Origin of the sequence: Bacillus sp. 522_BSPC (genome assembly GCF_001076885.1) — a bacterium.
In the GTDB taxonomy this organism is placed as follows: domain Bacteria; phylum Bacillota; class Bacilli; order Bacillales; family Cytobacillaceae; genus Niallia; species Niallia hominis.
In genome coordinates this window covers 1-23,798 of sequence record NZ_JVDT01000029.1, presented here as the reverse complement: position 1 = coordinate 23,798, position 23,798 = coordinate 1, and the positions used below count along the sequence as shown (strand labels likewise).

Below are 23,798 nucleotides of genomic sequence, written 5' to 3'. Positions count from 1 at the left end.
AATGAATCTATCATGTATAGGAGTGTGAAAAAAATGGACATATTAGTTGCTTCAAAAGTTCATAAAAGTTATGGGAATAAAGCAAATCGCCAGGAAGTGCTTAAAGGTGTAGACTTAAGCGTCCAAAAAGCTGAATTTGTCAGCATTATGGGGGCATCGGGTTCGGGAAAGACTACGCTTTTAAACGTCCTTTCTTCCATTGACCAAGCTACCGGTGGAACCATTCACATTGTTGAAAAAGAAATTACACGTCTAAAGGAAAAACAGTTAGCTGAATTCCGAAAAAATCATTTAGGATTTATCTTTCAAGATTATAATTTACTCGATACTTTAACAGTAAAAGAAAATATTCTTTTGCCATTATCCATTACAAAGACACCACAAAAAGAGGCACATCAACGCTTTGATAAATTAGCAAAAGACCTAGGTATTTACGAGATAAAGAATAAGTATCCAAACGAGATATCAGGAGGGCAAAAACAACGAACGTCTGCAGCAAGGGCATTCATCCATGAGCCAGACATTATTTTTGCTGATGAACCGACTGGAGCGCTTGATTCGAAATCCGCTTCTGATTTATTAAATAAATTAAGCCATCTAAATCAAACAAGAAATGCAACAATCCTCATGGTTACACATGATGCAGTAGCTGCAAGCTATTGCAGCAGAGTAGTTTTCATTAAAGATGGACAAATTTATACACAGCTTTATAAAGGGGATCAAGATAGACAACGTTTTTTCCAAGATATTATCAAAACACAAGGAATTTTGGGTGGTGTGCAAAATGACTTTAAGTAATCTAGTCATTCGTAATCTCAAAAAAAATATAAAATACTATTATCTATATATTTTTGCCTTAGTATTTAGTGTTTCATTGTATTTTTCCTTTGTGACATTACAATATGATCCGTCAATGGATGCTGCCGGGAACACAGTGAAAGGTGCTGCTGCCATTAAAGCTGCTTCCTTATTATTAGTTGCTATCGTTTCGATTTTTCTCCTTTACGCTAATACGATTTTTATTAAACGGCGCGGAAAAGAAATTGGCTTGTTTCAATTGATTGGAATGACGAAAAGCAGAATCTTTCGTTTGTTAACACTGGAAAATTTCATCTTATACTTTTTATCTATCATTATTGGTATTTTTATCGGATTTTCTTTTTCAAAAGTAACCGTCATGATTTTATTTAAAGTAACTGGTGTAACAGCCATTACCAAGCTTCACTTTTCTACCGAGGCTCTTGTGCAAACAATCATAGTTTTTTGTATCATATACATTTTCATTATGTTAATGAATTATATTTTCATTAAAAGACAGACCATCCTTTCCTTATTCCGTATTACTTCTTCTACACAAGCACGAGTGAAGAAAATGTCAGTATGGGAAATAATCATTGGTATTGTTGGCATTGTCTTTATTATTAGCGGCTATTTTATCTCTTCAAAACTATTTAGTGGTTCTTTTCAAACAATGAATATGCTATTTATGGCAATGATTTCGATTCTATCCCTTGTAATAATTGGAACCTATTTGTTTTATAAGGGATCCGTTAGTTTTCTATTCAACCTTATTCGCAAAAAGAAAAATGGTTACATTAATATTAATCAAGTTCTTTCCTTATCTAGTATTATGTTTCGTATGAAATCGAACTCTATTTTATTAACGATAATCACATCTGTATCGGCGCTAGCAATAGGCTTATTATGCTTAAGCTATATATCCTACTATTCTGCTGAAAAAACAGCGAAGGAAACTGTTCCAGCAGATTTCACCTTTGCTCATTCAGAAGATGCCGAAGCATTCTCTAAGCTACTGAATAAACAAGAAATCGCTTATAAGGAAGAAAGAATTCCTGTTATTCAAGCAGATTTCAATGTAAAAGACATCTTGAACGACATTCCAGGCGAATCCACCCTAGATTCTACCAAGATGCAATTGCCTGTCATTAGCGAAGAATATGTAAAGGGTGTGAGCTTATCAAAAGAGGAAGTAGCTTTCACTAGGTATAGTTCTGCATTAGAAAAGTTTATAAACCTAAAGTCAAAAGGAACTATTTCCATTTTGGTCAATGGAAGCTCACTCTCATTAAATTATGTAGGACAAAAGGATCTATTCCTTATCCCTTATACCTTTACTAGTGGCGGACTTCCAACCGTTATTGTCGACTCATCTGTTTTTCATTTACTAGAAAAGAATATGGATGAAAGTATCCAAACACCATCTAATATATATATTGGAATTCATATTAACAAGGACCATGAAATCGCAGCTGCAAATAAACTTTATCAACAGCTATCTTTAGAAAATTCAAGTTCTATTTCACGCTATGATAGAATCCAAACCCAAAAAGAAATGATGGGTTTGACAATGTTTATCGTCGGTTTTCTTGGACTTACCTTTCTCATAACGTCTGGTTGTATTCTCTATTTTAAACAAATGGATGAAGGAGAAGAAGAAAAATATACTTATACCATTCTCCGCAAATTAGGATATACACAGAATGACTTATTAAATGGAATCAAAATAAAACAGCTATTTAACTTTGGTATCCCATTACTAGTCGGCTTGTTTCATAGTTATTTTGCTGTTCAGTCTGGCTGGTTTTTCTTCGGGACAGAATTATGGGCTCCCATGTTCATCGTAATGGGACTCTATGCAGTACTCTATTCGATATTTGGGATTCTATCTGTTGCTTTTTATAAAAAAATTATAGCCGATGCTTTGTAGTATTAGCTATGAAAGCGGAGAAAATGTTCAATAACTGGAGCAAAAAATAACCGGCTATTTTCGAAGATTTATTTTTAAATGGTTTTACTAAATACAAAAAGGAATCAAACATAACTGTCTGATTCCTTTTTATATTAGTTCGCTTCTTGACTCCAGCCAAAAAGTTGATTATCTCGCTGCTCCGATTCTAAAACCGCATGGTGAAATGCTCTAAAATCAATCGGCTGATCCTTCTTCTCAGCAATCACCCTAATATATTCACCAATCTTCACCTTATTGCTTGGAGAAACTTGGCCAAATGGTATTTCTGCTGATCTGCCGTAATAGACATTCACTGTTTTATTCGCTAATTTTACTTTCTTACTATTTATTAAATAACGTGAATTAGGAACCGTATAAACTGTCTCCCAATCACTTTCTGTCTCAAATTTAATTTTTGATAGATGTTCTCCTGCAGCTGAAATAAGAATAACATCTGGTTGTAAGTATTCGATAAGCTCATGCCATAATTTCACGCCACTAGCTTGAAGGTCTTTCTTTGCTTCTTTGCTTAAACTATCCCAAGTAGGATTCGTTGCAAGCGGTGAGCAAATATCTGTATGCAATGCCGTATTTTCTTTATTACCATAAAAGCTTGCATTTAATCCATTCAAAATCGGTTCAAAAGAAGGCTCATACCATGCTTTATATGGGTCTTTTTCAAAATACTGGTCAAGTGCAGTAATATATTGTTGATTGAATTGATAGTGATGGTCTCGTTTCATTGATTGAAACCTTTGGAAAGGGTCAGGGTCAGGGAAATCGCGCCTAGACGGATTTAGACCTACAGTAATGATGCGGATAGGGGATTCAAAATACTTCTTACTATTACCAAAATACATAACTGGCATTGAAGGCTTTACAAGATACGGCCTCTCTTTCTTACTTTCATACATTTCCCAATACTTTTTAATTAATTCGGTTTGTACTGCCTGTTGAATAACAATAAAAATCATCCTTTCAATTTAGTAAAAAATATAGCAAGTCCACAAAAAAGTGGAATTCCTTCTTCTCTATTATATATTATCTTTTGTCTATTGGTAAAGAATACGTCGTGTTTTATAAAAAAATCTTTTTATGTGGAATAATTAAATATAACTATTAGAAAGGAAGCCGAAATACTTTCTAATAGCTATATATATTTTCACCACGATTTTCGTTACCTACTGCCTATTTTTCGAGAACCTTTTGAAGGCTTTCTCCTTTTTTGTTGCAATCATATCGATAAACATTGTCTTAAATTGGTCTTTTGTAATAGATGGTGTACTTGTATTTTTTTGGCTATTTTCTAATGGATAATATCGCTCCCATCGCTCTACCATTTCCTCCAGACTACATCCACTTACTGGGTGTACAGGAGGTTGAAGTTGAATTTCTGCCAGTCTTTGATCTAATGGAACAATCGATGGTGTATTTGTATGTTTATATATATGTTCTAATTTATTCTTATTAAGAAAATCAATAAAGTGATCAAAATTCTTAGCTTGTACCTTTGTAGGTGCTTGAAAGTCACTTTTCTCTATTATTCCAGACAAGGTTGTCTTGCTCGTTATTTTATTAGCCATTAACTTTGTTAGTTGATGGTACTCAGCCAATTCCCTCATTCGAGCATCCTTAGGAATAATTAAACTTGGGGTTCCTGCAATCGTTGCTGCAATATTCCCATGTAGCCTTGCTCCAAAACTCAAATCAGCTTCTTTCATAAAGTCTAACCATGTAGGTACATTTAAGAAAAATCGAACTCTATTGTTCATATATACAGGATCTGACATTTTAATTGGATATTTTTTACTTACTTCTGCTATGGATGGTGCTCCTAAATACGTTAATTTCAACTCTTTTAACCATTGTGGAATAAAATAATGGTTTGGATATTCTTCCATCCCTCTAGCAATAAAGTCTAGTACCTTCTTTTGGGAACGACGAGAAGAATTAACACAGATTTTTGACTCTTCCGTTATATGCGTGTTTCTTATATGTAATTCTCTTCCAAAGGTATACATGGAAGGACAGCCAATTACTACATGGTCAATGCCTTCACGAAAACCTAAACGGGTTAGATATTTTGCTGTAATTTCTCCACGGACACCAATTATAGATGATTTCTTTAAAACAGCTTGAACAAAATTTTTCACATCTTTATCGAACGGAAAACCTTCATTTAGCTTTGGCTCAAAAGGAGCTCTTAATCCAACGCCAATTACAATAACTGGGATTTTTAGCTTGTTGATTAATTTCGTATATCGTCTAAGGGATGGAATAAATTCATTCCGAAAGGCATCCGCTAATGGGATAACATAGCAATCATAATTTGCATTTATTTCCTCTGCTCTCTCAGGGCCATATGTATAATAATCTGGTGTAATAATCGTATCTTCTGTCATCAAAGTCCGAAACACACTGAATTGATAGATTAAGTTTCCAATATTTCCTCCAAAAGTATTATCAATCATCATTTTTGCCGCATCAAATGGTTCTAAGGGTGACATACCAGCTCTTATTAATATTTTTTTCATATTCGCTTCTTCCCCACCACATTTTTTTATCATACCTTTGTCCTACTTAGCCTGTGTTTATAAGACATGCATTTTTATATTTTTGACAGGATAGAATCCTTTTAAACCTAGCGTTTAAAGTGAATCCAAATTTAAATAAGCACCTCAATGTTTAACATGGGTGCTTATCTTTTTTACTTAAGTATTAATTCTAAAAGATTGTTGCTTCAGTTGTTTGAAGTACTTATGAAAAGGATGTCCTTTAAATAAAATCATATACGGCATCAACCTTACCTAAATACATTTGCAGCTTTCAATACTAGTTTGACAGACTTCCGATTTAATTGTCCTTCTAGCTTTTTAATTTTATTGTCTTTGTCTTTTACTTTCTTCTTCAATGCATTAATTTGTGGAGATTCCCCTGAATAGAATTTCTCCCATCTAGCAACCGTTTCTTCAATACTGCAAGCACTAATTGGTACTTCTAATGGAAGTAATGAAACGTTAGACAATCTTTCTTCCAATGGTATTCGTGCCGGGTGATTCGTTTCTTTATAAATATGATCGATTTTATTTTTATTCAGGAAATTAATATAGTTATCAAAATTCTCCGCTTGACGTTTTGTCGGCTGTTGGAAATCTACTTTATCAATTAAGTCAGATAATCTTGTTGTCTCATTAATTTCATTTGCCATCACATGTGTTAGCTGATGATATTCTGCCAACTCCCTCATCCGAGCATCTTTTGGAATAATGATGCTTGGTGTTCCAGATATAGTTGCAGTAATGTTCCCATGTAGTCTAGCTCCAAAGCTTAAATCGGCTTGACCAATAAAATCAAACCAAGTTGGCGCATTCAATGGATAACGTACTCTATTATTCGCATATGCTGCATCAGAAATCTTAACTGGATAATTGTTGCTGTCTGGCGCTATTGCTGGTGCACCTAAATGTACTAGTCTTAATTCTTTAAGCCATTGTGGAATAAAATAATGATTTGGATATTCCTGCATGCCTCTAGTAATAAAGTCGAGGACGTTTTTTGGCGATAATCGAGAAGAATTCACACAAACCATAGATTCTTTCGTAATATTTGTTTCTCTAATAGTCAATTCTCTGCCAAACGTATACATAGAAGGGCATCCAATTACAGTATGATCTACTCCTTCCTTAAAGCCCAAACCAGTCAAATACTTCGATGTAATCTCGCCTCGTAATCCAACTATATTTGATTTTTCTAAAACTGCTTTAATAAATTCTTTTACATCTTCATCAAAAGGAAACCCCTCATTTAATTTTGGTTCAAATGGAGCACGGAGCCCAACACCAATAACATAAACTGGAATCTTTAATCTTTTTATTAATTGTGTGTACTTACGTAACGTCGGAACAAATTCTTTCCGAAATGCATCTGCCAATGGAATGACATAACAGTCATATTTTTCATTAATTTCATCTGCTCTGGATGGTTCATAATCATAGTAATCTGGCGTTATGATTGTGTCCTCTGTCATTAATGTACGGAAAACACTATATTGATATATTAGGTTTCCAACATTCCCGCCAATCGAATTATTGTTTAGTATGTAAGATGCATCAAAAATATCTAGAGGTGACATGCCTGCTCTAATCAATATATTCTTCATTTTACTAACCCTTTCTATAAAACAAAATTAATAACATCATTTATTCCGTTTTCTACTAACCTACTTGATAAATACCTAGTAACATCATTAGCACTTTTCATTTTTTTATACAGTAGTACAACTAATATATTCAATCGTATATTTGCAAATGATAAATCTATAAAATTTCCTTCTTAATCTGTAGGATAAAATGAGAAGCTTAATTTTTTCTTAACTAAAAAATGTATTAGATCCAATTTTAAAAAACCAACCATCTTCCCTTTCCCCATATTTATTAAATCTAAACCTGAAAATTTAGCAGCAAAAAAAAGAATCTGATTGTAAAAGATATCATTTTTCAACTAAGTACACAGTTTCTCCTGTTACACTAGCTGAAATAAAGTATCTTCTAGTATCAGATCCTAAAAAAAAGAATATTTCTCTTATTTCAAATCCGCAAACTCTTTTGCAATTCTTTCAATTGCTTCTTTAATAATGGACCTTGGAGATGGGATGCAGATTCTTTGATAAGTAATTCCCTCTTCTCCAAACATACTACCATCCTCCAGCAAAACATTAGCTCGATGATAAATACGTTCATGTACTTCTTCTGGAGTAATTCCATAACCTCCAAAATCCATCCACATAATATAGGTACCTTCCGGAATCATTACTTTTACCTTTGGCATATGTTCCTCTATGTACGCCTTCACCCATTCCATTGTACCGTCAATATATTCTTTTAATTCCTCTAGCCATTCTTCTCCATCCTTATACACTGCAATAAGCGCAGAAATAGTGAAAGGAGACGCTAATTGATGTCCCATCGTTTTTTTAAATTTATTTCGTAGCTTTACATTCGGAATAATTAAATTTGTACAATGAAGTCCTGCTACATTAAATGTTTTATTGATCGCCGTACAAGTAATCAAATGGTCATTATTTTCTGCGACTTTGGCAATTGGAGTGAATTTCTGATTGCATCTTATTAAATCACCATGGATTTCGTCTGCGATAATTATCACATTATGTTTCACACAAATCTCATATAAGCGAGTAAGTTCTTCCACTGAAAAAATACGCCCAGTTGGATTATGGGGATTACAAAGAATAAATAGCTTTGTTGATTCTTCTTTTGCCTTTTCTTCAAAATCAGCAAAATCTATCGTATAGTAACCTTCTTCATCTTTAAGTAATGCGTTATTTCTTACTACTCTTCCATTTTCTTCAATTGCTGAGGTGAATGGCGGATAAACCGGACGTTGAATAATTACCCCATCTCCAGCTTCTGTAAAAGCACGAACAGCCATATTAATCGCATGAACCGTTCCTGGACTATAGACAATAGAGTCTCTCTCTATATTCCAATCATGTCTTTTTTTGAACCAGTACTGAATTGCTTCATAATATTCGTCTGGAAAAACGGAATAGCCATATATGCGATTATCAACCGTTTTATGTAATGCATCAACTAATGCTTGTGGTACAGGCAAATCCATATCTGCTGTAAAGAGCGGAATAGTCTCCTCATCATAACGCTCTGTTAATCCCATCTCCTTAATCATCTTTCCACCATCCCATTTAACGGAATAAGTATTTCGTCGATTTACTACTTCATCAAAATTGTTAATCATAATATCCACCATCCTCTTCCTATTAATGTAGTCATTATAACACGAAAAATTGCTACAATACCTTGACCTGCTTCCACATAAACTGTTGATTTTTCTCAAAAAAATACTGTACAAAAAAGAGATGATTTCTCTTTTCTGTACAGTATGGATTGCTTAAATTATGCTTTTCTTCTTCTTTGAATAATAAATAAACTTATACCAGCAACAATTATAATTGTTCCTGCTAAAATCCAATTGTAAGTGGAAGTTGCTGTATTCGGTAAATTACTACCAGACTGGCTACTTGCATTTCCAGTAGTGTTTGTTCCATTCGATTTACCGTTATTTACAGTTCCACCTTTAGAATCGGACGGACTATCAGTATCATTATCTGATCCGCCATTGTTCGATCCGCCTTTATTATCGTCCGTGTCTGTAGCAGGTTCTTCATTCACGATAATAATTCTTTCTACAGATGTTTTATTTCCAGAAGAGTCAGTAACAGTATATGTCAGTGTATATGCTCCTACTTTGTTAGTATCTACTTTTCCAGAAACTATTACTTCATCTGTTAAATCTCCATCTACATTGTCTCTCGCTTTATAACCAGGCTCTTCATATTTCTCTCCCTTTGTTAGAGTGATTGAAGAACTGCCCTTTAAGGTTAAATTTGGTGCCGTTTTATCAGCGACTTTAACTGTACGTTTAGCAGTTGATTCATTTCCTGCAGCATCTGTTACTGTATACGTAATTGTATAGGTTCCTACTTCAAAGCGAAGTGTTCCAGATACTACTACTTGATCCGTAATATTCCCATCTAACGTATCAGTTGCAGTAAACCCAGGCTCTAAGTAAGCTTGACCTAAATCTAATGTTATCGTATCTTCACCTGAAAGCTTAATTACCGGTGCTGTTGTATCTTGAACTGTTACAGTACGAATAGCAATTGCTTCATTACCACTCGAGTCGATTACATGGTATTTTAATTCATAATCTCCTACCTTTGTTACATCTACGCTACCATATACCTCAACAGCTTCAGTAAGATTTCCATCGACATTATCTGTAGCAGTATAACCAGGTTCTACATATTCTGTACCGCCCTCTATGATAATTTTCTCTTCACCCTCTAAAGCTAGAACTGGTGCAGTTGTGTCAATTACCTTTACTATGCGTGTAACAGAATAGCTGTTATCACTGGAATCTGTAACTGTATAGGTTAACGTATATTCACCTGGTGTCGATGTATCTACATCACCAGCAACTTCTACTTTATCTGTTACATCTCCATCCACATTATCAATGGCAGTATATCCTGGTTCTGTATATTCATCTCCTACTTCTATTTCTACATTACCTTCTGTTAAAGAAATATACGGCTTTTCTTCATCGACTACATGGATTTTCCTTTGAACTTCTCCACTATTTCCAGCTGTATCACTTACTGTGTATGTTAATACATATTCTCCTGGTTTCGTTACATCGAGTGATTCTAAACCTGTAACCTCTACTGAAGATGTTACATCTCCATCCACATTATCATTAGCAGCGAATCCTGGTTCTACATACTCTGTACCAGCTTGAATAACGAATGGATTATCTCCCTCTAAAGTGATAACAGGCACATCTGCATCAACAGTAAAGGCGTTAGAAGTCCAATTAATTGTATTATCTAATACATCTTTTCCACGAACATGTAGATAATATATTCCACTCTGTCCTTCTAAGGTTAATGTATCTCCATTTTTAAATGGTTTCCATGCATTTAGTTCTGTTACCGAATTTTTCATTCCTTTTGCGGTTACGGCCTCTACAGAGTCTAATTCTTCCGATTCGGACCATAAATATTCTAACGTATCATCCTTCGCGTCTGGAATATTCACTGTAACAGAAACTTGATTAATTGGCTCTGTAGAACCATTATTTTCTCCAACATCTGGAATTGGAGCTTCATTATCTACATTAAATGTATCTGTTTTAGAGACGATTACCTTGTCTGCTGTTGCTACGGTGACTTCTAGCGTATATTCACCAGATTCTAATTTTTCAGGAAGGGTAAGCTGGAAGTTTAACTCTTTCTCTTCTAAATCAGAGACATATTTTTGTTCCGCAGAAACAACAGTATCTTGCTCTTTATTTACTACTTTTGCTGTGACAGTAATATCTTGATCTAATGCTTCATCGTCACTGATGACAGATAAATCAAGAGTATTATAGCCTTCATTACTTGAATAAGTATCATTCAATCCACTAACTTCTACTTTTGGATTATGATCATCATAAGATAATTGAATCTGTGCTACACTATTGTCCTCTGCTTGTGAAAGCACACTAATATTTAACCCATATTTCGGCACATTACGTCCAGAGTAAATTTGACCTGGATTAGAATAATCCTTGTAATCATTAAAGGTCGGAACCGCTGGCTGAGAAGGTAATGTAATACTTGTATTATCAACAGCTAAATAGTCAATAAACATTTTATCCGTTGGGTTTAAAGAAAATGCTGCATCTTGGATTTGGTATCTAGTAGAAGCTACTGCTCCATCAGACCATGCTGCGGTGGCTTGATGTGCATCTACTACTCCTAAAAATCCATCACCTGGATGATCTCCTACCCAGTTATTGTCATATAGATTGTCCACATACCAAACAACCATTCCTGGATCAAGTGTTAATACAGAGTTACCGCGAGTTATTCTACCTAACGCTGTATCCGCTGCTGCCCAGTTTCTCCATTCTACTAAATAATAATGTTCTGACTCTTTTAAACCATTACTTTTTGCAAATCCTTCAAGTGTGAATAGGGATTCATCTGATTCTGCGTCATCTACTATAACTTCTTCTCCATCAATAGTAACGACTAGATCATCTACATATAAACCTGGCATTGCAACATAACTATCTGTCCAGTAATTTATTTTCAGTTTAATTTCTTTCCCTGCATATGCAGATAAATCAAATGAAGCATTGACCCATCCATTCGATGTTCCTGTAATACCATGTCCTGGATTTTGTCCATATCCTTCTGGATCCTGATCGGTTGTAATATTACCTGGAATTGCCTTCCATCCTGAACCTTCGTCTACTTGTACAGAAGCGTAATCCCAATTTTCTTCAATATCATAATTAGCATTAAAAGTTAATGCAGCTTCTGTAGCTTTCGTTAAATCAACGGTTGTAACGAGATCATTATTTAAATCATTCCCACTTCCACTATGATACTCGTATTCTCCACTAGTTGGCGTGTTAATAACTGTTTTCTTATTAGGAAGAGATACTCTTATGGCATCTGCGTTTGTCCCTTTCATACTTGCTTGATCGATATTCAGTGTTTTCGTACCATTCATAATATCGTCTAGGCTATATTCTACTGGTTTGAACCAGTTAGAATTTGGCCATTTATTTTGCAAGTACTCCTTATCGTATGGACTAAATCCAGTAGGCTCTGTACCGCCAATGATACCTGCCCAGCTTCCAGATGCCATAATCGTCCAATAATCGGTAGGTGCACCTACACCACCAGCCGTATAATTCGTATCATATTCATCAGGTAAGCCTAAATCATGGCCGAATTCATGGGCAAAAACACCTGTTGCACCATCTTCTGGCTGAATAGTATAGTCATAAGCAGTTAACCCTCCACCCCAGTAAGGGACTTCTGCTTGTCCTTCCGTACCAGAAATAACAGTAGGCTCTGCTAGACTCCAACTATGTGACCAAATAGCATCAGCACCAATAGCGCCACCACCTGCTTCTTCTCCTGTTCCAGAGTGAACGATCATCAAGTGATCAATGATGCCATCTGGTTCACGATAATCTCCATCTCCGTCTAAATCATATAGATCTTCTCTATCGAATTGAGACAGATCAATATTAGGATCCTTTGATGCAGCTTCTAAGGCTTCTTGCACTAAATCTCTTGGACGAATATCACTGCCATCTGCTGTAGGATAGTTTCCACCATAATAGGCAGCTGGATGTTTTGCTGTATACCAGTCAGATACTACTCCATCAATGGTATAGCTTCCCCCTGATTGTTCTTCATAATATGCTTTCATGGAGATGAAATCTTCATCATTTCCACCTTTATAAGTAGTGTCTCCAAATACCATTTCTTCATAGTGTTCTTTTGAATAGTCATCATATAAGAGTACTGGATTATCCTCTTGAGTAATACTACTATGTGGATAGTCTGGGAAATCAATCAGTAATACTAACACTTCGTCTTCAATTACTTCGCCATCCCAATTCTCCTCTACAATAGAATCTGGTGATGTCTTTTTGGCAGCAATTTTTTCTTTTTTTGACTCTTTTGGAATCCCAGCAGCAACAGGATCTAGCCCGGTTTTCTTTTGAATTTCATTCCGTGCTTCTTTTGGATCATCAACCAATGCTTCCGCTTTGTCAGCACGATTCTTTAAGTAGGATAATAATTTCTTCTGTTGTTCATCTTTCGACGCATTTTTACTAATAATTCCTTGTTCAATTAAAGATGCAAGTACCTTTTCTTCATTCACCATTCCAATATCAAATGGACCACTTGCATGCTTGCTCATAAACGGCAGAGCAGAATCATCATGAGTATGTAATACAGGGCTAGTCTTTGCTTCCACTTTATCAACATTTCCAAATAATGAACCAAAAGAAGTAAAAACTAAACTAGCGGATAATACTGAAGTTCCCATCACTTTCTTCCAATTTACCATTTCAAATCCCCCAATGTTTTTTTATGACAGTTTTCTCCAATCCCTCCTTTTGAAGTGTCTCTTTGTATTTTCATAATATTTATATAGGAAAATTCTGAGATGTCTGAATATTACTATAACAAAAACAATAGAGAAAAAGAATATATTTTCCAATAAATATTACTAATTTCTTACTTTTTTCTTAGCAACTATTACAATATTATTATAATATTGTAAATAATAAGGAATAATAGAGTAAAAGCCTTCTTCGAGAAGTTTTGTAATATTTATAGATTTTAAAAAGAAAAATAGTAAAGGAGGTTTTAGCATGGGAGTTAAAAAGGGAATTGTTTTATCTATTTTCCTAATGTTAACCGCTTGCTCAGATGGAAATATGACAGAGTCCCAAAACCAGCCCTCTACCAGCGAACAAGAGGAATCAGCTTCTCCCATTCGTTCACCTAAAACGGAGAACGAAGATAAGGAGATAGAGACTACTGTTCCTGCAAAAGATGATTTCGACTTTCAAGGGGAGGATAAAAATGTTTTAAGTAAAATAGAAGCTTCGATTTCTTATACAGAAGAAGAATCAAGTCTACATTTTGTTTTTCAAGTAACAAATAACGCTAAGCACGATTTTACTTTTCACTTTGATACGATGCAGCAATATGCATACACGATTAGAAAAGCAGACGGAGAACTTGTGAAGCAGGTTAAAACATCATCTGATATAAAGCTGCCTTCTACTGTATTCATAAAGCCTGGAGGCTCTTCCTTGTATGAAGTTTCAGAAGAAAAGCTGCCACCTGGTTCTTACACGATTAGTTTTGTATTTCTCGCCAAAGAATTAGAATTAAAGAAGTCTTTCGATTTTTCTGTAGAGCAGTAAGGAAATAGCTTCAACAAAAAAGCTAAGTTCTATTTCCGCAAAATGCATTTCATAATCAAAATCCCCACTATATGAGCGGGGATTTTGATTATTTTATCTCTTCATGTCTTCATTCAATGAATGGCTGTGCCTAGCAAAGTATCCTGTGTGGCAGCTGGAAAAATAATTGTTACTTTTGTTCCTTTGTTTACTTCACTTTGAAAGCAAAGTTTGCCATTATGACTTTCAATAATTTTATAACAGGTCATTAGACCAAGACCTGTCCCTTTTTCCTTTGTTGTATAAAATGGTTCACCGAGTGTAGAAATTCTTTCCTCAGGAATTCCAACTCCTTGATCCATGATTTCAATCGAAATATTGCCCTCGCCCAAGAAAGTCCCCTTAATAGAAATATACCCACCTTTTGGCATAGCTTCGATGGCATTTTGCAAAAGATTAATAAATACTTGTTTCAATCGCTGCTCTTCACATAAAATTTTCGGTATATCCCAGTCATATACTTCATTAATCTGTATGTTATGTAAGCTCAATTGGGTATGTATTAAAGTAACCACATCTTTAATAATATTTCGAATATCTTTAACTAAAAAAACATCAGCAGTAGGTTTAGCAAGGAAAAGCAACTCTCCAACAATACTATTAATTCTTTCAATCTCTGATAATACAATTGCAAAATACTTATTTTGGGGGTTTTCTGATATAGCAAGTTGAATAAACCCTTTAATAGAAGTTAGTGGATTTCTAATTTCATGTGCAATCCCTGCAGACATTTCTCCCAAAATCGCTAGTTTTTCCGACTTTTGCAGTAAATTCATTGTCTCCTCTTTACTAGCTGTAACGTCTTTTCCGATAGACAATACTGCTTCTTTTCCATATAACTTAATCGCTAAACAGGATGCTTCATAGAAAAAATCACTTCCATCTATCCTTTTCATTTTATACTCGATATGAGATAGTGGCCTCTTTTTTTTCATCGCTATCTTTACTCTCATTTTCCAGCGTTCTATATAATCAGCCGATACAAATTCTCCAAAAGATTGATTGATTAACTCCTCTCTACTCGATGCTCCCATCATTCTTATAGCGGCATGATTGACATAAATCAATTTATTGTCACATTGTGATTGGATGAATATGGATTCAGGCAAAGAATCCATAAGGAGTCGATAGCTTTCTTCACTATCCTTTGCCTTCTTTTCATAATATCGAGATAGATCATATCTCCAGCCAACAATCCATGCTAATATCGTAAACAGGAAAAAATCAATAGTAAAAAATGGATCATGATTAATCACAAATTGGTAAGTAGTAAATAATACAGAGATTAATACTAACGTAATTTGTCCCCATATTTGTCTATTACGATTCCAAAGTAGCATGGTCATTGCCCCTTCAATATATTATTTCCAAAACTGTTCGTTGTAATGAACATCTTTTCTCCTATAGTAACATGTTTATCCCTTAACTTGAAGGATATTTCAAGGATAGAATAATAGATTACTTATTTTATTTTTTCCCATCGTCAAGTATAATTTGATGAAAGATGACTTTTTAAAGGAGGTATAAAATGGTAGAGTTTTTTAAAATAATAGCTGAAATTGTCAATATTCTCCACGATATTATTATGGACGTTGCCTCTATTCTTGGCTGGCAAGCTACAGATAAAGACTTACATTTATGGATTATTGGTATCATTGGAATTATTTCATTCTTTATTGTGCAATTCATCTTTAAACGCTTAGCAGCCTGGAGCATTAAGAGCATTTCTTTTATCTATACTTTTACGCTCATCCTCGTATTAGTATTTGCTATTGAAATTCAGCAGGGGATTACTGGACGGGGGAATATGGAGTTCGCAGATGCTGTGGCGGGTATTAACGGTTTCCTTCTTTTTTTCGGAATATATCTAGTTATCACCTTAATTTTTAAAGGAATTAAAAAGACTTTTCATAAAAGAAACAATCGATCAGACAGTAACGACAGTCCTACTGTCGAAAATAATGAACATCTTCCATCTCGTCAATCCCGATATCATAAATAAGTATTTTCATAATCTTTATATCACACCACATTTAGGAAAAAGAAAGGATGCCTATGGATCACTTAAACGCTTCTAGTAAAGAAAAGTCAAAACTTAATTACTATCTTCTTCTTATTGTCATTTTTGGCGGTTTTCTTATTTTCGGATTATCAGAAAATGTGAAAGGACCTGCCATACCAATCATTCAAGCTGACTTCCTTTTAAGTGAGTCGCAAATAGGATTTTTGCTTGCAATCAACTCCCTCGGCTATTTAATTGCCTGTACCTTTACAGCTGCTTTAGCAAATAGGATTGGCATTAAATGGACAGGTATTGTTGCTTTTGCATCAATGGCTGTCTCTGGCATATGTCTATATTTCTCTGAAAAATATTTTGCCCTTTCTTCTTCCTATTTCCTTTTATATATTGGAAATGGAATGCTTGAAATTGGCCTAGGGATAATGGCTGCTCGTATTTTCACAAAAAATACAGGATTTATGATGAATCTTGCACACTTTTTCTATGGTTTAAGTTCGATGGTAGCACCAATTATTGCATCTTGGATGATGAAATGGACTATCGCAGGAGGAGAATTAAGCTGGCGAGGGATGTATTTTATTGTATTGCTATTAGCCCTTCTGCCTATCATCCCTTCTTTTTTCGGAAAATTTCCAGAAGAAGAAACAAATGGCGAAGAGAATGTATCTTATCGAATTTTACTTAGGGATCCAGTTGCTTGGCTCATTGTAATGATACTTTCCTTTGGGGTAGTGTCTGAACTAGCTGTAGGAGGCTGGTTAGTTAACTTTTTAATTAAAGCGTATTCATGGAATATAGAAACAGCTTCTGGCATGCTATCAATGTTCTTCTTATTTTTTATGCTTTCAAGACTAATCTTTGGCCCGTTAACAGATAGAATCGGCTATACTCTTTCCATTATGATTTTTGCTGCTTTCTCTGGCATTTGCAGTTTTGCTGCCATTATCATTGGAGAAAAAGGGGCCATTCTGTTTGCAATCGCTGGAATTGGCATCGCTCCCATTTATCCGACTGTCATGGCATTGCTGGCAAAAAGGTATCCAAAGGGAACTGGTACAGCTATAACCTTTACAGTTACATTAATGGGAATTGCAAGTGTACTCGGAAACCTGCTGATTGGAGTCATTATAGAAGGGATAAATCGTTTGTTCCATACGAGTAATGGTGTCATTGGACAACAGGCAGGCTATGGATTTATTGCACTTCTATCCCTACTTTGCTCCATTTGCTGTGTCATTTTATTCTACTATTTACGGAAGAAGAGAGAGCTCATTTAATAACATTTTGATACATATTTATCTTTCTAAAAATAGATTTAATTGTAATGATTGTCATAGCTAGTAGTAGGAAGACAAGGCAACATCCAATGTAAAAAGAAAATTCTGGGGAATATCCAAATTGATAAAAGAAATAAATAGATATACCTATTAGCACTGTAAGAAATATCTCAAAGAGAAAAGCTATTATCATAAAGGACAAATATGGATAAATAATGCTTTTATGATTTACAAAAGTCAAAGTCATGCCATTCCAAAAATGATCTGCTAATTTAACAAATTTCAATATAGTCCTCTCCTTCTTAAATTTGTTATATATACTAAACTATGATTTCTGCTTTAAAAACATTCCTTATCCTAGAAAGGACAGTACCTCCTCTTCCTTTACGAGAGTTTTAGGTACTGTCCTTAATTTGTCACACTTACTTGAATGGACTGTCTTTAAATTGCTGATAAACTATGTTACTTTTATCACATACTATTCTTTTAGAAGGAGATTGTATTATGGCATACAAAGATTTACATGATTTCGTCGCCGCTTTAGATCAGGAACAAGAACTAAAACGGATAAAAGTCGAGGTGGATGCAGAACTAGAAATAACCGAGATAACCGATCGAATCTCCAAGCAAAATGGTCCTGCTCTATTATTCGATAACGTGAAAGGATCTAAATTTCCGCTCTTAATAAATGCGATGGGTTCCTATAAAAGAATGAATATGGCTTTGGAAGTTGATGACTTGGACATCATCGGAAATCAAATTGGGGATTTTATCGATATGACCACTTATTTAGGGCTTATGAATAAATTCAAGGCACTTCCAAAGCTTAGTAGACTAGTCAATGTTTTTCCTTTGAAAATCCCTAAAGGTTCTTGTCAGGATGTTGTAGAAATGGATCCTGATTTAAATACATTACCAATATTAAAATGTTGGCCAAAGGACGGGGGGAAATTTATTACACTTCCACTTATAATGACAAAAGATCCTGAAACAGGCCAACAAAATATGGGGATGTACCGCATGCAGGTCTATGATAAAAATACAACGGGCATGCATTGGCACTTACATAAAGATGGAAGAGAAATCTATGAGAAGTATAAAAAGCTTGGCGGAAAAATGCCTGTTTCTGTTGCTTTAGGCTGTGATCCAGCAATAACTTATGCGGCCACTGCTCCCCTTCCTAAAATGATTGATGAAATGATGTTTGCAGGCTTTTTGCGTAAACGCCCTGTAACGCTCGTAAAAAGTAAAACAAATGATATCTATGTTCCAACAAATGCAGAAATTATTTTAGAAGGCTATGTAGATGTAAACGAAGAACTTCGTCTTGAGGGGCCTTTTGGAGATCATACTGGATATTATTCATTAGCAGACTTCTATCCGACTTTCCATGTGAAATGTATCACACATAAAAAAGATGCTATCTACCCAACAACTATTGTAGGGAAGCCACCGATGGAAGATTGTTATTTAGGAAAAGCAACAGAAAGAATTTTCCTTCCTCTTATTAAGATGCAATACCCTGAAATAGTGGACTATAACTTTCCTCTAGAAGGAGTGTTCCATAACTGTGTGATTGTTTCGATAAAGAAACGGTTTCCTGGTCATGCTAAAAAAATAATGAACTCCTTATGGGGTATTGGTCAAATGATGTATACCAAAATGATTATTGTAGTAGACGAAGACATTAATCCACATGATCTTTCTACAGTTGCTTGGAAGGTCTTCAATAATATTGATGCAAAACGCGATTTAGTCATTAGCGAAGGGCCACTTGATGCATTAGATCATGCTTCCAATATGTCGCATTTAGGCTATCGACTAGGTGTCGATGCAACCAAAAAATGGTCTAGTGAAGGGCATACAAGAGAGTGGCCAGATGACATTGAAATGACTACTGAGATGAAAGAGTTTGTATCAAGGAGATGGAAAGAATATGGTCTTGACTAAAGCCCTCCATAAAGTAAAGCAATACGGCACCTTAGTTATGTTCCAGCATACGATTTTCTCTCTTTCCTTTGGTCTAGTATCCATGATACTAGCTAGCAAACTTACAGAAAATAGCTTTTTGCCTCCTTGGAAGATTAGCTTAATCTTTCTGTCACTATTAAGTGCAAGGACGGGAGCAAATGCAATTAATAGAGTAATAGATGCAGAAATAGATGCAAAAAATCCACGAACATCATCTAGGCAGCTTCCTCAGGGAGTATTGTCAAAAAAAGAAGTTATCCTATTCTCCTGTTTCTGTTTTGTCATAATGGTCCTTTCCGCTTTCTTTATTAATCCATTATGTGCATTACTTTCTCCAGGAGCACTTATCTTTCTGGTGGCCTATTCTTACACGAAACGATTTACTTTTCTATGCCATCTCTTTCTTGGAGTGACCTGTGCCATTGCACCAATGGGAGCTTGGATTGCGGTTACCGGCGATTTAGGTGACTTTACGCCAGCGTTTGTAGCTTTAGTTGATTTATTAAAATCTGTTTTATTTGGAAACTTTGCTCAAGTAGGACAGCTATTTCAGCATACGATACATTTATTTATTTCAGGACTTAGCATGGAAAACACTATTTTCATCCCCATATTCTTATCTGTCATTAACGCATGCTGGGTAGCAGGCTTTGATATTATTTATGGTTCACAGGATGTGGAATTTGATCGTGCCAATGGTATTCATTCGATTCCAGCAAAATTTGGTCTAGAGAATGGTTTATATATTTCAGCTTTCCTACATTTTGTTGCGATTTTGTTTTTATATTTCGTTGGCTTCCTTACCGTAACGTTTGGATGGATTTACTTCATTGGCATATTAATTATCACCGTTCTCTTAATCATTGAACATCTTATTGTTAAACCGACGAATTTGACTCATGCAAAAATCGCTTCCTATAGTATTAACGAAATAGTTAGTGTAGTATTTATTCTTTTTCCTATCGTCGACATTTATTTGTGATTTTCATCACAAATAAAATAATTCTATCTTGAAAGAAGGACTAAAATGAAGACATTTATAGTTGGTCTTACTGGAGCTAGCGGCAGTATATACGGTTTACGACTAATCGAAGAGCTTGCAAAACGAGACTATTTGGTTCACGTTATCGCCACAGATACGGCGAAACAAGTAATTACTTTTGAAACAGATATTTATTTAGAGACCTTTTTAAAAAATTTACAGCAAGAAGGCTACAAGACTGTTCTTGAAGATGCAACAAATTTTTTCGCAAGCGTTGCAAGTGGATCTTATCATACAGATGGAATGATTATCGCACCATGCTCAATGGGGACTCTTGCTGAGATTGCGCATGGCATCTCCGACAATCTCCTTGACCGTGCAGCAGATGTTTGTTTAAAGGAAAGACGTCCACTTATTCTTTTAGCGAGGGAAACACCAGTGAATCTCATTAATCTAGAAAATATGCTGACATTAACAAAAGCAGGTGCCACGATATTTCCAGCTTCGCCTGGCTTTTATAGTAAGCCAACTACACTGAACGACATAATTGATTTTATGGTTGGTAAAATACTTGATTCCTTACAAATTGAAAATAATTTATTCAAGAAATGGAGCTAATAAAATGAAATTTGCAAGAAAATACTTACTCATCCCCTTTATGTTAATGATTCTTTTGACCGTAACCGCCTGTTCGGATACTACTGAATCTACCAAAAGTAGTTCCAATAAAATCACCTTTGGCTTAATTGGTTCGATTGATGCCATCCCCATGATAATTGCCGAAGAACAGGGCTACTTTCAAAAACATAATGTAGAGGTAGAATTGCAGACATTTAAAAGCGCTAAAGATAGAGATGCCGCATTCCAAGGTGGAAATTTAGACGGTATTATTAGCGATTTAATAGCCATTGGTTTATATAACGAAGCAGGATTCGATGTAAAAATCACCGGCTCTACAACTGGAAGCTTTGTATTTCTTGCCAATCCAAGCATTGCTGATATTCATGATTTAAAAGGGAAAAATGTCATTGTTTCCAAAAATACTTCGATTGAATATACATTGGATAAAGCATTAGAATCAGTGGGATTAACAGCTGAGGATGTAACAAAAGAAGAGGTTCCTTCCATTCCAACTAGACTTGAGCTACTTACTAATAACCAAGCAGATGCTGCTGTTCTTCCAGAACCTTTTGTCACCATGGGAATACATGCAGGACTTAAGGAATTAACATCTACAGATTCACTAAAGATTGATCCATTTATTACTGCATTTACGCAAGAATCTATTGAGAAGAAATGTCCTGAAATTATCGCCTTTTATGAAGCCTATGATGAAGCGGTTGATTATTTAAATACACATGCAATTGATGAATATATGGATATCGTTATTGATAAAATTGGTTATCCTGAGGAGCTAAAAGAGCAAATCCAGTTGCCAGAATTCAGAAAAAACAGCCTTGCGAAAGAGGAAGATATACAAGCAGCTTTCGACTGGTTAAAAAGCAAAGAACTATTAACAAAAGAATTAAAACCAGCAGATGTACTATCAAATATAGCGATTAAATAAGGATGTTATCCTTCCTTATGCATTTCATATAAATATTATGGGGGAGCTCCCCCTATTTTTTATCCCACTCGTTAATTTCAGTAAGACTCTCACCTCTTGCTAATTAAAATTCGAAATGGATAAATCTGCTATTGGCTAAAAGGAACTAGAAGCCAATGGGTTGTTCAGCTTCCATTGCTAAAAGTTTTATTTAAAGGAGTTTATAATGTTAGAAATAAAAAATGTAGATGTCTTCTATGATAAAACTAAATCCGCAGTCTTAAAAAATATTAGTTTACAAATCAATACAGGTGAAATCTATGCTGTTATCGGTCCTTCAGGCTGTGGGAAATCAACATTGCTAAAGGCTATCTCTGGTTTAACTCCTTATAGTAAAGGAGCGATTTTGCTAAATAAAGAGAATATCTCGGCAAAACATCATACAATCGGGCTAATTCCCCAAAACTATGGACTGCTACCCTGGAAAACAGTTTTCGCCAATATCCTACTAGCCTTAAAAGTAAAAGGTCGTCACATAGACAGAACAACCTTAAACAACATCGAAGAAATAATGGAAAAACTTGAAATTTCGACACTAAAAGAGCGATATCCAAATAACTTGAGCGGCGGTCAAAAACAGCGAGTTGCGATTGCACGAGCTTTTGTTCTACAACCTGATATCCTTTTAATGGATGAACCATTTTCTGCATTGGATGCGCTGACGAGGGAAAGTATTCAAGAGCTATTTTTGAAGATATGGAAGGAACAAAATATTACAACCTTGCTTATTACTCATAGTATAGAAGAGGCCATTTATTTAGGGACTAAAATTGTGATTATGTCTCCTTCTCCTGGAAGAATAATCACCATTTTAGATAATCCTGTTCACAAGGTTGACAACAAACGAACATCCATAGAGTATTTACAAATCGCAACGGATATTCGAAATATCATGACAAAGGAATGGAAAAAATGAAAATCATTGATAAATGGAAGGATTTCTTATTTGGCTTTATTTCCATTATTCTTCTTTGGTATGCCGCTTCTCTCATCATCAACAAACCAATATTGCCAGCACCTAAAGAGGTTCTTTCTAATCTTTACTCTTTAGTATCACAAGATATTTACATTCATTTAGGCTATAGTCTTGTTCGAATTTTTGTTGGAATAGCAATTTCTGTATGTATCGGTTTACTAGTTGGTGTATTGATGGGGCAATCTAAACAATGGAATAAGATATTAAATCCCATTATTTATTTTACTTATCCCATTCCGAAGATTTCCTTACTGCCAGCTGTCATGCTAATATTCGGCTTAAAAGAGTCATCAAAAATTATTATGATTGTTTTAATTATCGTTTTCCAAATTATTATAGCTGTTCGAGATAGTGTTAAAGATATTCCCAAAGAAACCTACTATATCCTTCGATGTCTTGGCACTAGTAGATGGCGAGAATTTAAAGAAATCACATTACCTGCTGCGCTTTCTTCTATACTTAGCTCTATTCGTATTGCATTAGGAACAGCTACCTCCATTCTATTTTTCACAGAAATATACGGAACGGAATATGGAATGGGCTATTATATAATGGACGCTTGGATGAACATAAATTACCTTGATATGTATAGCGGAATTATCGTCTTAAGCTTAGTAGGTTTTCTTCTTTTTGTACTTATTGATTTAATGGAAAGCACTTTTTTAAAATGGAGAAATACGAATAGTTGATGCGACAAAAGTAAAATAGTGAAAAGAGGCTGGGACAAAAGCATTTCAACTAATAATAAACACGAACTTTCGTATAGATAATATACATAAAAGTTCGTGTTTTTCAGTTTTGAAAATAGTTTAAAAACGAAGTGAAATGGAGCGGAGGACGCTCGACTCCT

General features: G+C 35.0%; 17 protein-coding genes. 11 read left to right on the top strand and 6 right to left on the bottom strand.

Annotation, left to right across the window (positions count from 1 at the left end):
- Positions 1–33 precede the first annotated feature (33 nt).
- Both ADJ83_RS02500 and ADJ83_RS02495 read left to right on the top strand, forming a co-directional pair.
- Positions 34–798, top strand: a complete 765-nt coding sequence (locus ADJ83_RS02500; RefSeq protein ID WP_031540442.1) for an ABC transporter ATP-binding protein — start codon at positions 34–36, stop codon at positions 796–798.
- On the top strand, positions 785–2,728 hold the full coding sequence (locus tag ADJ83_RS02495; protein ID WP_031540443.1) for an FtsX-like permease family protein: 1,944 nt from the start codon (positions 785–787) through the stop codon (positions 2,726–2,728). The genes ADJ83_RS02500 and ADJ83_RS02495 overlap by 14 nt, the downstream gene beginning before the upstream one ends.
- Before the next feature lie 134 nt (positions 2,729–2,862).
- Here ADJ83_RS02495 and ADJ83_RS02490 read toward each other — a convergent pair whose 3' ends face one another.
- The 5 genes from ADJ83_RS02490 to ADJ83_RS24515 form a co-directional block, all read right to left on the bottom strand.
- Positions 2,863–3,723 (bottom strand): hypothetical protein, encoded by an 861-nt coding sequence (locus ADJ83_RS02490; protein ID WP_031540444.1) that lies wholly within the window; start codon positions 3,721–3,723, stop codon positions 2,863–2,865.
- 207 nt (positions 3,724–3,930) lie between these two features.
- A complete protein-coding gene (locus ADJ83_RS02485) occupies positions 3,931–5,283 on the bottom strand; it encodes a polysaccharide pyruvyl transferase family protein (RefSeq protein WP_031540445.1) in 1,353 nt (450 codons plus the stop codon).
- A gap of 269 nt (positions 5,284–5,552) precedes the next feature.
- Positions 5,553–6,908: a polysaccharide pyruvyl transferase family protein gene (locus ADJ83_RS02480; RefSeq protein WP_031540446.1), complete on the bottom strand. Its 1,356-nt coding sequence runs from the start codon at positions 6,906–6,908 to the stop codon at positions 5,553–5,555.
- A gap of 422 nt (positions 6,909–7,330) precedes the next feature.
- Complete coding sequence (locus tag ADJ83_RS02475; protein ID WP_031540447.1) at positions 7,331–8,521, bottom strand: MalY/PatB family protein; 1,191 nt, start codon at positions 8,519–8,521, stop codon at positions 7,331–7,333.
- 158 nt (positions 8,522–8,679) lie between these two features.
- Entirely contained in the window at positions 8,680–13,209 is a 4,530-nt protein-coding gene (locus ADJ83_RS24515) for an immune inhibitor A domain-containing protein (RefSeq protein WP_065429045.1), read from the bottom strand.
- 307 nt (positions 13,210–13,516) lie between these two features.
- Between ADJ83_RS24515 and ADJ83_RS02465 the strand changes: the two genes are divergently transcribed.
- Complete coding sequence (locus ADJ83_RS02465; protein WP_031540449.1) at positions 13,517–14,077, top strand: BsuPI-related putative proteinase inhibitor; 561 nt, start codon at positions 13,517–13,519, stop codon at positions 14,075–14,077.
- Positions 14,078–14,190: 113 nt separating this feature from the next.
- Here ADJ83_RS02465 and ADJ83_RS02460 read toward each other — a convergent pair whose 3' ends face one another.
- Positions 14,191–15,456, bottom strand: a complete 1,266-nt coding sequence (locus ADJ83_RS02460) for an ATP-binding protein (RefSeq protein WP_031540450.1) — start codon at positions 15,454–15,456, stop codon at positions 14,191–14,193.
- A 188-nt stretch (positions 15,457–15,644) separates the two neighbouring features.
- Between ADJ83_RS02460 and ADJ83_RS02455 the strand changes: the two genes are divergently transcribed.
- From ADJ83_RS02455 to ADJ83_RS02415, 8 genes are all read left to right on the top strand, one after another.
- Positions 15,645–16,118, top strand: coding sequence for a hypothetical protein (locus ADJ83_RS02455; protein WP_031540451.1), 474 nt, complete (start codon positions 15,645–15,647; stop codon positions 16,116–16,118).
- Between the two features lie 53 nt (positions 16,119–16,171).
- Positions 16,172–17,413 (top strand): MFS transporter, encoded by a 1,242-nt coding sequence (locus tag ADJ83_RS02450; RefSeq protein WP_031540452.1) that lies wholly within the window; start codon positions 16,172–16,174, stop codon positions 17,411–17,413.
- Positions 17,414–17,917: 504 nt separating this feature from the next.
- Positions 17,918–19,363 (top strand): menaquinone biosynthesis decarboxylase, encoded by a 1,446-nt coding sequence (locus ADJ83_RS02440; RefSeq protein ID WP_031540454.1) that lies wholly within the window; start codon positions 17,918–17,920, stop codon positions 19,361–19,363.
- Positions 19,350–20,366 carry a 4-hydroxybenzoate octaprenyltransferase gene (locus tag ADJ83_RS02435; RefSeq protein ID WP_035416843.1) on the top strand — a complete coding sequence of 339 codons (1,017 nt, stop codon included), beginning with the start codon at positions 19,350–19,352 and terminating at the stop codon, positions 20,364–20,366. Before ADJ83_RS02440 ends, ADJ83_RS02435 begins: the two co-directional genes overlap by 14 nt.
- A 45-nt stretch (positions 20,367–20,411) precedes the next feature.
- Positions 20,412–20,984, top strand: a complete 573-nt coding sequence (locus ADJ83_RS02430; protein WP_031540455.1) for a UbiX family flavin prenyltransferase — start codon at positions 20,412–20,414, stop codon at positions 20,982–20,984.
- Positions 20,985–20,988: 4 nt separating this feature from the next.
- Positions 20,989–21,933 (top strand): ABC transporter substrate-binding protein, encoded by a 945-nt coding sequence (locus ADJ83_RS02425; RefSeq protein ID WP_031540456.1) that lies wholly within the window; start codon positions 20,989–20,991, stop codon positions 21,931–21,933.
- A 205-nt stretch (positions 21,934–22,138) separates the two neighbouring features.
- On the top strand, positions 22,139–22,888 hold the full coding sequence (locus ADJ83_RS02420; protein WP_031540457.1) for an ABC transporter ATP-binding protein: 750 nt from the start codon (positions 22,139–22,141) through the stop codon (positions 22,886–22,888).
- On the top strand, positions 22,885–23,637 hold the full coding sequence (locus ADJ83_RS02415; protein ID WP_035416844.1) for an ABC transporter permease: 753 nt from the start codon (positions 22,885–22,887) through the stop codon (positions 23,635–23,637). Before ADJ83_RS02420 ends, ADJ83_RS02415 begins: the two co-directional genes overlap by 4 nt.
- The last annotated feature ends 161 nt before the right edge of the window (positions 23,638–23,798 follow it).